This window comes from Psychrobacter sp. H7-1, from assembly GCF_904846585.1.
Lineage (GTDB): Bacteria > Pseudomonadota > Gammaproteobacteria > Pseudomonadales > Moraxellaceae > Psychrobacter > Psychrobacter raelei.
This window is the reverse complement of the sequence record NZ_CAJHBH010000059.1, coordinates 1-13662: the sequence shown is the minus strand read 5'-3', so window position 1 is coordinate 13662 and position 13662 is coordinate 1. Positions and strand designations below refer to the sequence as shown.

Annotated in this window: 12 protein-coding genes; 5 read left to right on the top strand and 7 right to left on the bottom strand. The window is 47.9% G+C overall.

Features of this window, described 5'->3' with window-relative positions; all coding sequences use genetic code 11:
• Positions 1-222 precede the first annotated feature (222 nt).
• Positions 223-1461: a TerD family protein gene (locus JMX92_RS12515; RefSeq protein WP_201545980.1), complete on the bottom strand. Its 1239-nt coding sequence runs from the start codon at positions 1459-1461 to the stop codon at positions 223-225.
• Positions 1462-1785: 324 nt separating this feature from the next.
• Between JMX92_RS12515 and JMX92_RS12510 the strand changes: the two genes are divergently transcribed.
• The 5 genes from JMX92_RS12510 (at position 1786) to JMX92_RS12490 (ending at position 7671) form a co-directional block, all read left to right on the top strand.
• On the top strand, positions 1786-2904 hold the full coding sequence (locus JMX92_RS12510; protein WP_201545979.1) for an ATP-grasp domain-containing protein: 1119 nt from the start codon (positions 1786-1788) through the stop codon (positions 2902-2904).
• Between the two features lie 126 nt (positions 2905-3030).
• A complete protein-coding gene (locus JMX92_RS12505) occupies positions 3031-4311 on the top strand; it encodes a phosphoribosyltransferase domain-containing protein (RefSeq protein ID WP_201545978.1) in 1281 nt (426 codons plus the stop codon).
• A 2-nt stretch (positions 4312-4313) separates the two neighbouring features.
• Entirely contained in the window at positions 4314-5168 is an 855-nt protein-coding gene (locus JMX92_RS12500; protein ID WP_201545977.1) for an HAD hydrolase family protein, read from the top strand.
• Between the two features lie 118 nt (positions 5169-5286).
• Entirely contained in the window at positions 5287-6486 is a 1200-nt protein-coding gene (locus tag JMX92_RS12495) for a cysteine protease StiP family protein (RefSeq protein WP_201545976.1), read from the top strand.
• Between the two features lie 84 nt (positions 6487-6570).
• Positions 6571-7671 (top strand): HpcH/HpaI aldolase/citrate lyase family protein, encoded by a 1101-nt coding sequence (locus JMX92_RS12490; protein ID WP_413786868.1) that lies wholly within the window; start codon positions 6571-6573, stop codon positions 7669-7671.
• A gap of 25 nt (positions 7672-7696) precedes the next feature.
• Here the strand turns inward: JMX92_RS12490 and JMX92_RS12485 are convergent, their stop codons facing one another.
• The 6 genes from JMX92_RS12485 to nqrM all read right to left on the bottom strand — a co-directional run bounded on the left by JMX92_RS12485 (position 7697) and on the right by nqrM (position 13235).
• A complete protein-coding gene (locus tag JMX92_RS12485) occupies positions 7697-8398 on the bottom strand; it encodes an ABC transporter ATP-binding protein (protein WP_155586769.1) in 702 nt (233 codons plus the stop codon).
• A gap of 79 nt (positions 8399-8477) precedes the next feature.
• Positions 8478-9278: an arylesterase gene (locus JMX92_RS12480; RefSeq protein WP_201545975.1), complete on the bottom strand. Its 801-nt coding sequence runs from the start codon at positions 9276-9278 to the stop codon at positions 8478-8480.
• Positions 9279-9435: 157 nt separating this feature from the next.
• On the bottom strand, positions 9436-10026 hold the full coding sequence (locus tag JMX92_RS12475) for a GNAT family N-acetyltransferase (protein ID WP_201545973.1): 591 nt from the start codon (positions 10024-10026) through the stop codon (positions 9436-9438).
• 105 nt (positions 10027-10131) lie between these two features.
• Positions 10132-11436 carry a valine--pyruvate transaminase gene (locus tag JMX92_RS12470; protein WP_201545971.1) on the bottom strand — a complete coding sequence of 435 codons (1305 nt, stop codon included), beginning with the start codon at positions 11434-11436 and terminating at the stop codon, positions 10132-10134.
• 60 nt (positions 11437-11496) lie between these two features.
• A complete protein-coding gene (locus JMX92_RS12465) occupies positions 11497-12786 on the bottom strand; it encodes a CynX/NimT family MFS transporter (RefSeq protein WP_011959386.1) in 1290 nt (429 codons plus the stop codon).
• Between the two features lie 200 nt (positions 12787-12986).
• Positions 12987-13235 carry a (Na+)-NQR maturation NqrM gene (gene nqrM / locus JMX92_RS12460; protein ID WP_011959387.1) on the bottom strand — a complete coding sequence of 83 codons (249 nt, stop codon included), beginning with the start codon at positions 13233-13235 and terminating at the stop codon, positions 12987-12989.
• Positions 13236-13662 lie beyond the last annotated feature (427 nt).

Here is a 13662-nt window from a genome sequence, read left to right as displayed (position 1 = left end):
CCTAACAGGCTGCGGGCCTCTTCCCTAAGTTGTTAGATGCACTTTTAGAGGAAGGGAAATTGTTTGTTATTCCTGAACGTAGAAAGCGATCTTGCCCGAGGGTAGTTAAGGGTAAACCACAAAAATATCCCAAAAAAAATACCAGTCAGCCTTAACTGACTGGCATTAGACCTAGGTCAGCGTTTTTTTATGTCACAAGTAGAGCAGGCGCCGCAACTGACTTTATTTGCGAGCCCGCTTCCAGTTAAAGCCCCAACCAAAGGCTTCATCCATCTGCTGATGGCCGGAGAAATAGCGGTTAATACGCTCCACATTAACACTGCCATTTTGGTTCATTAACCGAGCAACGGCACACATGCCTGAGGCGTTATTGCCCTCCGTCATCCGTGTCTCAATAGGCGGTTGGTCGGGGACATAAATGGTGACTGTGCCATCGGTTTGCGCCCAGTTGGGTGCCCCTTCGTAGATAAAGGCGAAGATAAACACCTCTTTGATATCGCTCCAGCGAGCACCATTGATATCGAGCCATTCACCGTCTAGGCTTTGGCCGGTGCGGTCATCGCCGCGCAGTAACACATAAGGTGCTCTTTGAAGATCACCAAATCGGCCGCCGAGTGCCTGAATTAAGGTGCGCTCGCCATTATTTAGGTGCACCATCGCACCAACATCAAGGTCTATACCGGTTGATTTTGCGGCAAACAAATCGTTTAAAAAGCCTTTCTTTTTAACCGCTGTATTAGCTCCGCTAGCGTTCTGGCGATTCCAGTTTAGGTTGACGGTGATTTTGCCAAAATCATCTTTTTTCTTCAGGTTAATACTGGATTGATTTTTGGTCAGGCTAATTTTGGATAAATTAACCGAGCGCGGCGCAGGTGAGCTGGGTGCCGGTGCGCTAATAGGGGGCGGCATTTGTGAGCTTCGGTTCTGAGCCGGTGGCGTTGCTACAGGACTAGGTGCAGGCGCCTCATCAGCAATGTCTACCCCAAAATGCTCAGACAGTGGCTTCAATCCGCCATCAAATCCTTGCGAGATAAATCGAAATTTCCATTGGCCTTGGCGGCGATAGCATTCCCCTAAGATAAGTGCTTTTTCGCTGCGATTGGCACTTTGTACATGGCAGGTCATCAGTACAGTTGTACCTTGGAGCACTTGCAATTGAATATCGCCCAATTGTGATAAAGGCTGATTGCTTGAAAAAGCCAAAGCAATTTTTTGGATAGTTTGTGGCTGCGTAGGTAGGCTGATGTCAAAAAACGCATCAGTATCGTGGCCGCGATGGCTGACACTGCCATCATCGCTGCGGGTCTGACCATAAAACACCATGTCGCCGTCACCGCGCACCTTGCCAGTTTCGGCTAAGCGGTAGGCAGCGAAATCAATGGGCTGGTCACTTAAAATACGTACACTAATATTATCGGTGGGTAGCGGCGCATTGGCACCGGCAATTAAAGTTTGACTCATAATAACTCTCCATAGAATGAATAAAGGGGGCAGCTTAGCCTTCCTAGCCTACTGTGCTTAAGTTTGGCCATGATTTGTTAAGGCGATGACCAGCTTTGTCTACTTATAATGATTTTGGTACTGTGATAGTAGTCTAGCAGATTTGGCTTTAACGAAAGGCAAATTAAAAAGCAGGTTAAAGGGCAGGCTAAGGGGCAAGCTAAAGGGCGAAGCAAAAGAGAGAATAAACGCATAAAAAAGCGATTATTTATCCTAAAATGTGCCTATAATGCAGCTGTTAAATAGAGGCAGTGAGTCGTTGGTATTTTTATTAAAGGGTTATCTATGTGTCCGTCCACGTTTAGTTGTGCGCCCAGTGTTTGGCTTGCTGAAGGGCAGTCGAGTCAGCGTGATATGCTACAAAGTTTACAGCAATTAAAGCGGCGCAGTATAACGCCATTTGAAGTTATTGCCTCACATCGTTCGCAGCGCCCGGAGATTTTTGAGTTTGCTGATCACGTCTTTATCGAGCCAAGCGTCAAGCAAGAGCAACAAAGCGGTTTGGCGCGCTGGCAGTTTGTGTTACAGCACGCCATTAAGGCCAATACCAAGGTGCTGTTAACAGGTCGCAATAGCATCACTTATGAGGCGCAGCGAGCTCAGTTTGAGCAGGCGGGTATTCGTCTGCTAACGGGCGCCACCTCGACTGAGATGCTACAAAAAATCGATGACAAATTTGCCTTTATGAGTCATTGTCAGGCGCACAACATTGCTGCGGCAGAAGGCTGGAGCTTTGATACAGTAGATGAGCTTAAGCAATTGATTGAGACCCATGGTCATCAGCCGCTTTGTGTGAAGCCAATTAGTGGCATATTTGCCCAAGGGTTTTGGTGTCTAGATACCCATGCTCAAGCCTCATTGGACGTACAGAGCGCAAGCTACGACAGCTTTGAGCATCTGTATTTCACGGATAATCGCAGAATCACCACCTCTGAGTTTATTAGTGCTTATTCTAACAGCGTTATGGTAAAACAGCGGCCGATTCCGATGTTGCTCATGCCTTATTTGCCTGGCAAAGAGTACTCTATTGATGTGGTCTGTGAGCGCGGTGAAGTGTTGGCTGCTGTGACCCGTTATAAGGTCGGCAAGGTACAGCATCTAGGCTATGATGAGTCAGTAATGGCGGTAGTTATCCCTTTAATTCGTGCCTTTGGTTGTGACGGTATTGTAAGCGTACAGACCAAGGCTGATGAGGCGGGTAATCACAAAGTGCTTGAGATTAACTCACGTCCTTCAGGGGGTATAGGGTATACCGTACACAGTGGTATCGATTTAACCCAGATCGCCTTTGGCTACTGGCTAGGAGTTGAAGATAAGCCAGATTTGCCGCTCATCACGACACAAATAAAGCCCTGCCAAGTACGCTCTATTATGTGTAGTGTTTTGATTGAGCCCAGCGAGTAGCCATTAAGCGAGTAGCCCTCGCATAAAATTGATCATTGATAATTTGTAATATCTGACCCATTACGGCGCCGGATGTACGCATCATATAATTCGTGTATTACAGAGCGCCAAAGGAAAGTTTTGACCATGACCTGCGATAGCAAACATCCCTCAACTGATTCACTGTCTTATCAACAAAAGCGGGTAGAGCTGCCCAGAGGCACGCTTGACTTAAGCTATCGGCTAAGTGGTGAGCACAGCTATCAGCTTGATGACCTGCTGGGATTTGCGCAGCGTATTAATCCGAAGCGGGCGTTTTTGTTTGTCTCCAAAGTACTGGGTCGACATATTCCGGTATCGCCTCAGATCATGCGCCAAGCTTTTAGCCATTTGGCTCATACGGTGCCGGATAATTTGCCTGAGCCGATAGTGGTGGTGGGTATGGCTGAGACCGCAGTGGGACTGTCAGCAGGCGTGCATCAAGCGTTACAGGAACGTTATCCCAATGCGCTGCTGCTCAACTCCACCCGTCATGCTCAGCAGCAAGCACGCCTACTGACCACCTTTAGTGAGGACCATAGCCATGCGAGCACCCATCTGATTTATCAAAGCGATGAGCCGCACATACAGGCGCAGCTAATGGCCAGTAAGACCTTGATTATGGTGGATGATGAAGCCTCAACCGGAAATACTTGTGTCAATGTGGTCAGTGCCTTAAGAGAGGCGGGGCTCACTGAGCTTGAGCAGGTACATTTGGTAACTTTGGTGGATTGGTCGTTAGGACAAGCAGACAATGATGACCATATCGCTCTTCGCTTAGAAGGGATAGCCTTTGAGCGTCATCACTTGATGGCTGGCGACTGGCAATGGACCGATGCGCCCGACCCACAGCCGATTACTATGCCCAGTGTCGATACCACTGACGCCGGCAGTCAGCCGCTGTTAGCAACTGGCAACTGGGGGCGTCAACCTACCTTAGACAGCACCGAGGGCTTTGCTCATTTTTTAGCACGCTTTAAGCAGGCTTATCAAAGAGCACGTGGCATTGATGTGGTCAGCGACCCGTTTATTAAGGATAGCGGCACCATTGATAATGCTCAGTCTACGCGAATTTTGGTGCTGGGAAGTAATGAGTTTGTGTGGTTGCCTTTTTTGTTGGCAGAGTGGATAGAGCAGCAGGCGCTGACGACATCACAAAGTCGTGCACAGGTGAGCTTTAGCGCTTTGACCCGATCACCGATTGCTTTGGGCGGTGCCATTGACGCAGTACTAAGCTTCCAAGATAATTATGGTCTAGGTATGACCAACTTTGTGTATAACGTGGTCCCTGAGCAGTGGGATATCATTGTGCTGTGTGTCGAGACACCCACTGAGAGTGTCGATGCGCTGTGGCATAACTTAGATAACGTGATTGTGGTGAGTCCCTAACGATGACGATCAATACCCATAGCTTAACGCCCTTTATGCCCGACTCGTTAATCATCAAGCCTTATGCATTGATGGATTTGGATGACACCTTATTTCAGACACAACGAAAAATTGCAGCGTGGCAGCTACCGACTGCTGAGCCACATCATTTGGTATATGCCGCCGTCAATAAACAAGGTGAGCCATTAAGTCTTATGACCCAGCGCCAGCAGCTGTTTTTTAATTGGTTACTCGCAAGTACGGAGCTGATTGTGGTGACAGCTCGTGACCGACATGAGATTAAACGGGTAGTGCTTAACTTTAGCAGCTGGCAAGTGCTGACCCATGGCGCCCTTATCTTACAGCCCTCAGGGGAGCCATTAAAGGCTTGGCAACACCAAATGGGCGCAATCTTAGCGCCGCTACAAGCCAAGTTACAGCAGTTAATAGCGATAATTGAGGCGTATAATCACAGACAGCAAGGGCCATTAAGACTGGCGCTGCATCACGATGATTTTGTGGCACCAGGCACTGACTCCAGCGATGACTCATTGAGCGAGATGCTGATTTATTTGGCCATCAAGCATCACCAAAAAGATGCCATGGCTTTACAGCAATTTGGTGAGTGGCTGCTGGCTGAGCACCCCCAGTTGGCCGATGATTTTTATATCCATAGCAATGCCAATAATTTGGCCATATTGCCCAAGGGTATCCATAAACGTCATGCGGTAGCCTACTTGCTTGAGCAGCATTTAGACCACGCTCGCCCTAGCTTTGGCTTTGGCGATAGCTTGGCAGATTTACCTTTTTTGCAGCAGCTTGATTGGTACGGCACCCCCAATCATGGTCAACTTCATGACCATATTCATGTGCTTTAAATACAGCCTATTTTCAATCTACCCTCGCTAACACATCGCCTTGTTTAAACATACTTTTTAAATATAACCGTTTTTAAATATAACCATTTTTAAATATAAAAGATAAAGCAGCTAAGCTATGGATTTACACAAAACAACGCCGCCATCAGACATTACTTCGTATTGTGGCAGCTATCTGCCAAGCGATGTGACTTTGTTATTAGACATTGTTGATAAGTCGGGTGTTAGGGATGTACCGGTGGCACAAAAAGAGGCGCTGATTCAAAGCGGACAGCAGCATTACTCAGACATGCTGACTTTAGAAAAAGCGCCTTCTGACGCCCATGAGCAGATGTATCAACAGGCGTTACAGCAAGGAAAGTTACGCTTGGCGCAGGATATTATTCGGCTTAGTACCACTTTAAAAAGCTTGTTTGAGACGCAGATAAATAGTCGGTCTCCACTGATTTTGGTGAGTTTGGTGCGGGCAGGATTGCCAATAGGGGTTTTGTTACAGCGGGCTTTAAGCGATGGTAGCGCACCTTATCATTTGCCCAGTCAGCATTATGGCGTCAGTATTATCCGTGATAGAGGGCTAGATCCAGTGGCCCTCACCAAAATCTTGAGCGCTCACCCCACAAGTCCAATAGTCTTCGTCGATGGCTGGACCGGTAAAGGCGCCATTTATGGTGAACTGTCACGCAGCTTAAAGGCTTATTTGGATAAGCATTGGACGGCAGATGCAAGCTTTAGCAATGTGTTTCATCAAGGCCGTGGTGTGGTTCCCTTGTTAACCCTTGCTGACCCTGCGGGCGTGGCGTGGTTATCGGCCAGTAATGAGGATTGGCTGATACCTTCAGGTCTGCTTGGCAGTACCGTCTCTGGCCTGATATCACGAACCTTGTATAGCGCCCCCAATCACGACTTAACATCCGGCTTACATCAAAGCGTGATTTATCATGATTTGGCGCATAAAGATCACAGTTTAAGCTTTATCGAGGCCATAGAAGACATGCGCCATCAGCTGCTTTTGCAAAATGCCAACACAACCGCTTTGCCGACTTATGCAGCCCCGCGTTATCATGCGCAGCGTATTATTGAGACGTTGGCCAATCGCTATCAGATTAGTAACATCAATCGTATTAAGCCGACCATTGCTGAGGCTACCCGAGCCGTGATGCGGCGTGATCCTGAGCAGGTACTATTGGCCAGTGCCGATCATCCTGACACGGCATTATTAAGGCATTTGTGTCAACAAAAGGGGGTGGCTGTGACGGTGATTGGCGAGCAGATTTTGCCGTATCAAGCGGTCACCATCATCAAAAAACGTGACCAATAGCCCTGCTACATATCAAAAAAAACCAAATCCTATCGCATAAGCTTTATATCTAATCGCAGTTTTTCTAATCTTAGAGTGTATATCATGACCCCGTTACCCCCTTTAATTACCTCAGGTGTCTCTGACAGTAATGCGCCCAATATCGCTATGAATGAGCCGAATTTTTTGAGCTCAGTAAGTGCCATATCCGAGAGCGCATTGCACCCTTATCAGTTAGGGGCAAGCCTGTACATGCCTGCCACACGCGAGGATGTCTGGGCGGTGATTAGCCGCAGCAAACTGCCAAATTTAGACAGCGTCATTATCTGCTTAGAGGATGCGGTGAGCGAAAGCGATGTGCCTTATGCTTGGAGTAACATACAAAAGCTATTGTCACATTGGGCCAGTGTTCAACAAGATACGCCGCTTAGCGTATCGCACAGTCAGTGTGTAAATCAGATAGATGAGGCCACAGGCGTTCAAATATCAGCAGTACAAAAGAGCAATCGACCGCTGGTGTTTATTCGCCCGCGCAATCCGCAGATGCTAATGCAGCTTGCCGCCTTGCCAAACATTAATCTGGTCGATGGCTACGTGCTGCCCAAAGTGGACATGGACAGTCTGTCTAATTGGCGCTTGGCCTGCCAGCAGGTGCAAGAGGACAGTCTATTAATGCCCACTTTAGAGACCGGCCGCTTATTTGATCCGGCACACAATCAGGCCCTAGCCACGGCCTTAGCGCATGCCTTTGATGAGCGGGTATTTGCATTACGCATTGGCGGCAATGATTTATTTTCTACCCTGCGCTTGCGTCGACCCAGCACTCAGACCATTTATGAGACCCCTATGGGCACCTTGATGCATCAGCTTATTGGGACTTTTGTGCCACAAGGCTATTATTTGACGGCACCTGTGTGTGAGTACTTTGATAATACCGCTTTGTTTATCCAAGAGCTTGCCACCGATGTCTCACTCGGCTTGGTGGGCAAGACGGTCATTCATCCGGCGCAAATTGCCTTGGTACAGCAGGCTTTTTCGGTATCTACGCGGGTATTAGAGGAGGCGCAAGCTATCTTGGCTCAAGATGCCAAAGCGGTATTTAAACACAACAATACCATGCTCGAGCCTGCCACCCATTATGCTTGGGCAGTACAGACGGTTAAGCGGGCTCAGATATTTGGGGTATTGGCCAATCAGATGTTGTAGGCTGGTGGCAGCCTATGCTTGTAGACTATTCTACCCGCCCATCATGAATGGTAATGACCTGATCGGCATGCTCAGTCATCGCTGGGTCATGGGTCACCACCACCAAGGCCGTCCCAGACTGCTGCTGTAGCTCCAATAATAAGTGCATCACTTGCTGCGCATTTTGTTCATCTAAGTTACCGGTGGGCTCATCAGCGAAGATGATTTTGGGACGGGCGACCAGGGCGCGGGCGAGTGCTGTGCGCTGCTGTTCACCGCCTGAAAGCTGATGCGGTAAGCTGTCACGGCGGTGGGTAAGACCGACCGCTGTCAATAATTGCACCACCCGCTCTGGGTCAGGACGACGCGCAATATCCAGCGGAAACGCGATATTTTCAGCCACGGTTAAGGTTGGTAATAAATGAAATGACTGAAACACAAATCCCATATCCTGCTGACGTTTTTGTGCCAATTCATCCTCGCTTAGGGTAGTGAGGTTTTGGCCATCAAGCCAAATCTCTCCACTATCTGGATAATCAAGTCCTGCCAGTAGCCCCAGCAAAGTTGACTTGCCTGACCCTGATTTTCCCATTATGACGACAAACTCACCAGCGTCAATCGATACGTCGACACCTTTTATGATGTCGGTCTTGGTATCGCCGATTATCACGCTTTTGCTTAGGTTGCGTGCCGTCAGTAGGGGCGAGGATTTAACATCGCTGTTTGGATTATCGATTTGGCTGCTCATAAAGTCTCTTTAGTCAGGGGACAAATAACAAGGTAATTAAGCAAAGTAATTAATCAAGGTGGCTTATTTATAGCGTGTGCTATTGAGCGGTCTGGGCCTGTTTTTGTGCTGCGACCTTTTCAAGCGCCGGTTTAAGCACCGGCAAGATGTTGTTATTGACGATACGCGCGTAGCCCTCTTTGGTGGGGTGAATGGCATCGGCCTGATTGAGGCTGGCATCACCGCCAACGCCGTCCAAAAAGAAAGGAATAAACACCACACCGGTGTCTTTAGCAATGTTGGGATAAATGGCCGAGAACGATTTGACGTAGTCATCCCCTAAGTTGTCATAGATTTGCATACCGCCAAGCACCACCACGCTGCCCTGGTCCTGTAAGCGCTTAATGGCCGTGCGAATATTGCTATCGATAGTCGCCACATCGATACCCCGCATGGCATCGTTGGCGCCTGTGGTCAAAATAGTGATGTCAGGTTTGGTTTTTAATACCCAGTCTAAGCGGTTCACCAATCCGGTGCTGGTCTCGCCGCTTAAGCCAGAGTTAATGACTTTGGCGTTGACATAACCGGCCTGTTTTAATGCCGCTTCTAATTGGGCGGGGTAGGCCTCAGTTTCGGGCAATCCTAATCCTTCTGTGAGTGAGTCACCGAGGGCCAGTATGGTAATTGGCTGCTCCATAACTTCAGCTGGGGCACTACTTTGTACGCTTGTGGTGGATTGTGATGCGGCGGGTGCGCTGGTGTTGGTCTGGGTCTTGGCTGTGGGCGCAGACTCAGCTTGTGACTGAGTGGCCGTCTTATCATTTGAGCTGGGCTGGCAGCCCATTAACAGAGCACTTGCAATAACAGCAGCGGATAATGGCTTAAAAAACGGCATCGACATGGCTTTTTTTACCCCAATAGTATGAATGACAAAATAATGAAATCTTATGTGAGCCCATACTAACAGGGGGCAGGCGCTTTGGCTGTTTATGAATGGTTATGAGCGTGTGAAATTGGCGCGCACAGCATAGATGCACTACTGACCTTGACTATTTTCATCAAAGACTATTTTCATCAAAGACTAAGGCAGTTAACACATGATCACGCCACTGCCCATTAATCTTTAAGTAAGACTTGGCATAGCCTTCTTGTTCAAAACCAAGCGTATTTAACAGCCGCGCACTTCGATGATTATCAGGCAAATAATTGGCCATAATGCGGTGTAGTCCATAGTGCTTGCGCACGTACTCAAGCGCCTGACTGAGCACCTCGCTCATAATGCCTTTGCCTTCATAGTCTGAGTCTATTGAATAGCCCACATATCCGGCCTGAAATACCCCATACATAAAGCCGCTAAAGTTAATCACGCCTATCACCTGTGTGCTGTTTTTTGAGGTGAATAACATAGAGATGCCTTGGCGCTGACGGTGCATATCTAGTGCCGCTGCAATACGTGCTTGTACGCCCTCTAAGGTGTAATAATCGGGCTCACGGGCGGGCTCATAAGGTGCCAGCCGTGTCTCATTGGCCGTCAGATACGCTTGCAAGGGCTGCGCCCACTCTTGGCTTATTAGATACACCTCGGTGCTATCGGTACCAAACAATTTATTCATCGCGCTGTGAGGCACCGTCTCAGTAGTAGAGGGCATGGCTATTATTTCCTAGACAGGGCAGTAAGTGTTAACATCAGCTTTATGTCGCAACAGCGGATGCAACAAGAACTGATGTAACAACAGCGGATGTAAAACAGCCTGTTATTGGGCGTCATATAAGCTGCGTACCACTTCACCAATGACTTTAATGCCCGATGCCAACGTTTCATCACTGGCGGCAATACTCATTCGGATGCACTGATGGGCGTGCGGATAATCGCTGATGTCTAAGCCTGGGAAGAAGTGTTCACTTGGCACAATGAGCGTGGCTTTTTGTTTTAACAGCTCGTAAAGCTCTGTGGTGCTAATGGGTAAGTCCTTGAACCACACCCACAAGAAAATCGCCCCTTCAGGCTTGTGAATGAACACTGGATACTCACCCAGCTGCTGTTTTAAATGCTCGATGGCAAGCTTAGCTTTTGCTGCATAAAAGGGCTGGATGGTCTCATCACACAGCTGCTTTAGGCTGTCGTCATTAAGTAGCGGTCCGGTAATGGCAGCCCCAAAGCGAGTGGGGGCCAGATTGACCACAGCGTTCATGGCGCTCACGGTTTTTACCACTTCTGGGGCGGCAATAATGATACCGGTACGGGCGCCAGGTAGGCCTATTTTAGACAAGCTAAAGCACAAAACCGTATTCTCATCCCAGTTTAGATTGACATCAGGATAAATAATATTGGGGAAGGGCTCACCATAAGCATTATCGATAATCAAAGGCACGTCGTACTGTTTGGCAAGCTGCGATAAATGTGCCATTTCTTCATCGGTCAGCACATTGCCGGTGGGGTTGGTGGGGCGTGAGCAGCAGATTGCACCAATTTCCCCATTTTTTAGTGCTGGCAAGTTCTCTAAGGCATCAAAGTCAATTTTGTATTTAAAAAAGCCGCTTTCGCCCTCGTGCTCAACCTCTTCAATCTCAGGCTTTATAGCAATAAAGTGTTTGCCATCAATGTGCACATCGCTATAGCCGATATACTCTGGGGCTAGTGGCAATAAAATAGATTTGGTGGTGGTATTGCCTTTTTCGTCTTCGAATTGACCACCAAACAAGTTAAACAAATAGAAAAAAGCATTTTGTGAGCCATTGGTCAGCACGATATGCTCAGTGGTAAGGTTCCAGTGGTAATGACGGTTAAAAAAAGCCACCAAGGCCTCGATAAATTTGGCATCGCCTTGCGGATTTGAGTAGTTACCCACTGATTCGATGGCGCCGCCTTCAATGCCGTCTTTTTCCAATGATTTATAGACCTCAAAATAGGCTTCATTCACTTTATCAATGCGTGCTGGATTACCGCCGCCTAACATATTGACAGGTGTTGGGCTTTTTAGGGCGTCGCCTAGGTCGTCCATAAGTTGAGAGATGGCGCTGGTTTGGGTGAATTGCTGTCCGTATTTTGAAAACTTCATAACAGTACCGTTTAAGTTATTTTTAGATTAAAAGTTAAAATTATTGACTTAGAGTAGTCGCTAAGCGGGCTTGCCGTCAATCATAATAGGACGACTGGCAAGCCAAGCGATAATTAAGTTAATGATGGTCAGTATCAATATAAATAATAAAGGGCCATCCCAGCCGCCAGTTGCTTCATGCAGCCAGCCTGCGCCAAAAGGACCGGCGAAAGCCACCAAGTAAGCCACGGTCTGAGCCATCCCCGACAGTTTACTGGCTTGGTTTGGGCTATAAGTGCGTAAAGAGAACAGCATGATACATAGGGTAAAAATACTGGCACAGCCAAGCCCCATAATAGCGGTCCACAGCCAAGCTAAGTGAGGTGATAGATAGGTAATACCGACTAGGCCAATGACATTGAGTATCGTGGCGGCAATGGCCACAGTCTGAATTTGCATCCCGCGGCGAATTAGCCAAGTCATACCGATAATGGCAATGGGCGCCATAAACTGGAACACCGAGCCCATGCTACCGCCCTCAACCTCACTTAAGCCTTTACTGATCCAGATGGAGGGTAAAAAAGCGGCCACGGTATAAAATAACAAGGATTGTAGCCCCATAAACACCGCCATTTGCCAGGCCAGTGCTGATTTCCAAATACAGATGTCCTCTTGCGCTTGCTGCTCTGAGTTCATCACCGCTGCCGGCAGCTTATGAGAGGATCCAAGCCTTAGGCGTAAGATGACCCACGCAATAATGGCAGCAATACCCAATATTGCCCAACCACCCAGCGCCCACTGCCAACCGATCCGCTCAGTCAATGGATAGACCAGTCCCGAGACTATCCCCGCCATCACCGACATGGTTAAGCTAAATAATCCGGTCACTAACGCAATATTGTGCGGGGTTCGCTGCTTGATAACCGGTGCCACTAAGGTGTTGGCAAAACCGATGGCCAATGACAGCAATACCGTACCCACCAAGAAGCCATGCCAGCTGACCCAAGTTGAGCGCATGATAATACCGGCAGTAATGACGAATAGCACCGCAATTAAGGTATTCTCAAGCCCAAAGCGTTTGCCTATCGCCGGAGAGATTAAGGCGCCGAGTGCAAACATTAGCATAGGAATGGCACCCAGCCAGCCAATATGGGTGGCATTGATATTGAGTGCGTCTTGGACCACAGGCGCTATGGCACCGAGTGCCACGATGGGCGAGCGCATATTGCTCGCCATCAGTAATATGGCGATGACCACCAGCCAAAATACCGCAGGTGGTGTCTTTTGACCCAAAGTATGGGCGGGCTGGGAGGCGTTAGGCGTCGTCGCCTTAGAGCTGAGACTGTTTTGGGCAGAGGTAGAATGCGACATAATAGACCACTTACTTGTGACAGACGGGGTAGAGGTTAGCGGGCATAAAAAAACCACCGCATAGGCGATGGTTTAACTATAACAGAAATGATCGGGGGAACCTAAGCCAGAAAGTTTGAACATTAATAACAGTCTATATTCTCTAGCGGTTTTACTGAGATTTTGGGGTTTTATGGCAGATTTGACTTATCGGGTTTGGTTCATAAGGCTGATTTACCTAGGTCTGCCGCTTTTTTACTATCAAAAGCTTTTTCGTCATTAATCTGTTCACACAAATTAGGATCGTTACCGCAGAACTGACAGGTTTCATCTCCCATCAGGTTGGCCACACGTCCGCAAGAGCCGCGTAACGGCTCTTTTTTTACCATATAGCCGATGCCCATCATCAAGAAAAATAGGACAAAGACGCCGAAGGTAATCAGCAGCATAGGAAGAAGTTGAGCGAGCATAATAACCTCACTTAGATTAAGAGGCTTGGGCGCAGGGCTGACTATAGAGTTGTTGCTAAGTCTATTACTGCTGTGCCACAAGCTAGATTTGTCATCGATCTTTGGGTATCTATTCTACCATATTTGGCTTAAATAGGCGGGGCTGATTAAAATCGCGACGGGTGCGATCAATTCGCCGCCATCTTAATCTAAGCTATAGTGCTTATAAACCCGGTACCTCATAGCTCTAGATATTTAGTCTTTTTGACCAGAGCGTAGCGTTTTCATAGCCGGAGTCTCGACCACTTCCCAGTAAGCTAGAGCATAGGTATCTACACAATTTATCAGTGAGCATAAATTTGATAAAATAGCGCAGTATGGTATAGAGAAAATGACCCTAGATACGAGACTTATTAAACGTTATCAGCAACTCGTACGCAATCACACT

Bases quoted from the DNA above. Each gene is read 5' to 3' on its own strand.
- JMX92_RS12515 (WP_201545980.1), bottom strand. From the start codon at position 1,461: ATGAGTCAAACTTTAATTGCCGGTGCCAATGCGCCGCTACCCACCGAT.
- JMX92_RS12510 (WP_201545979.1), top strand. From the start codon at position 1,786: ATGTGTCCGTCCACGTTTAGTTGTGCGCCCAGTGTTTGGCTTGCTGAA.
- JMX92_RS12505 (WP_201545978.1), top strand. From the start codon at position 3,031: ATGACCTGCGATAGCAAACATCCCTCAACTGATTCACTGTCTTATCAA.
- JMX92_RS12500 (WP_201545977.1), top strand. From the start codon at position 4,314: ATGACGATCAATACCCATAGCTTAACGCCCTTTATGCCCGACTCGTTA.
- JMX92_RS12495 (WP_201545976.1), top strand. From the start codon at position 5,287: ATGGATTTACACAAAACAACGCCGCCATCAGACATTACTTCGTATTGT.
- JMX92_RS12490 (WP_413786868.1), top strand. From the start codon at position 6,571: ATGACCCCGTTACCCCCTTTAATTACCTCAGGTGTCTCTGACAGTAAT.
- JMX92_RS12485 (WP_155586769.1), bottom strand. From the start codon at position 8,398: ATGAGCAGCCAAATCGATAATCCAAACAGCGATGTTAAATCCTCGCCC.
- JMX92_RS12480 (WP_201545975.1), bottom strand. From the start codon at position 9,278: ATGTCGATGCCGTTTTTTAAGCCATTATCCGCTGCTGTTATTGCAAGT.
- JMX92_RS12475 (WP_201545973.1), bottom strand. From the start codon at position 10,026: ATGCCCTCTACTACTGAGACGGTGCCTCACAGCGCGATGAATAAATTG.
- JMX92_RS12470 (WP_201545971.1), bottom strand. From the start codon at position 11,436: ATGAAGTTTTCAAAATACGGACAGCAATTCACCCAAACCAGCGCCATC.
- JMX92_RS12465 (WP_011959386.1), bottom strand. From the start codon at position 12,786: ATGTCGCATTCTACCTCTGCCCAAAACAGTCTCAGCTCTAAGGCGACG.
- nqrM (WP_011959387.1), bottom strand. From the start codon at position 13,235: ATGCTCGCTCAACTTCTTCCTATGCTGCTGATTACCTTCGGCGTCTTT.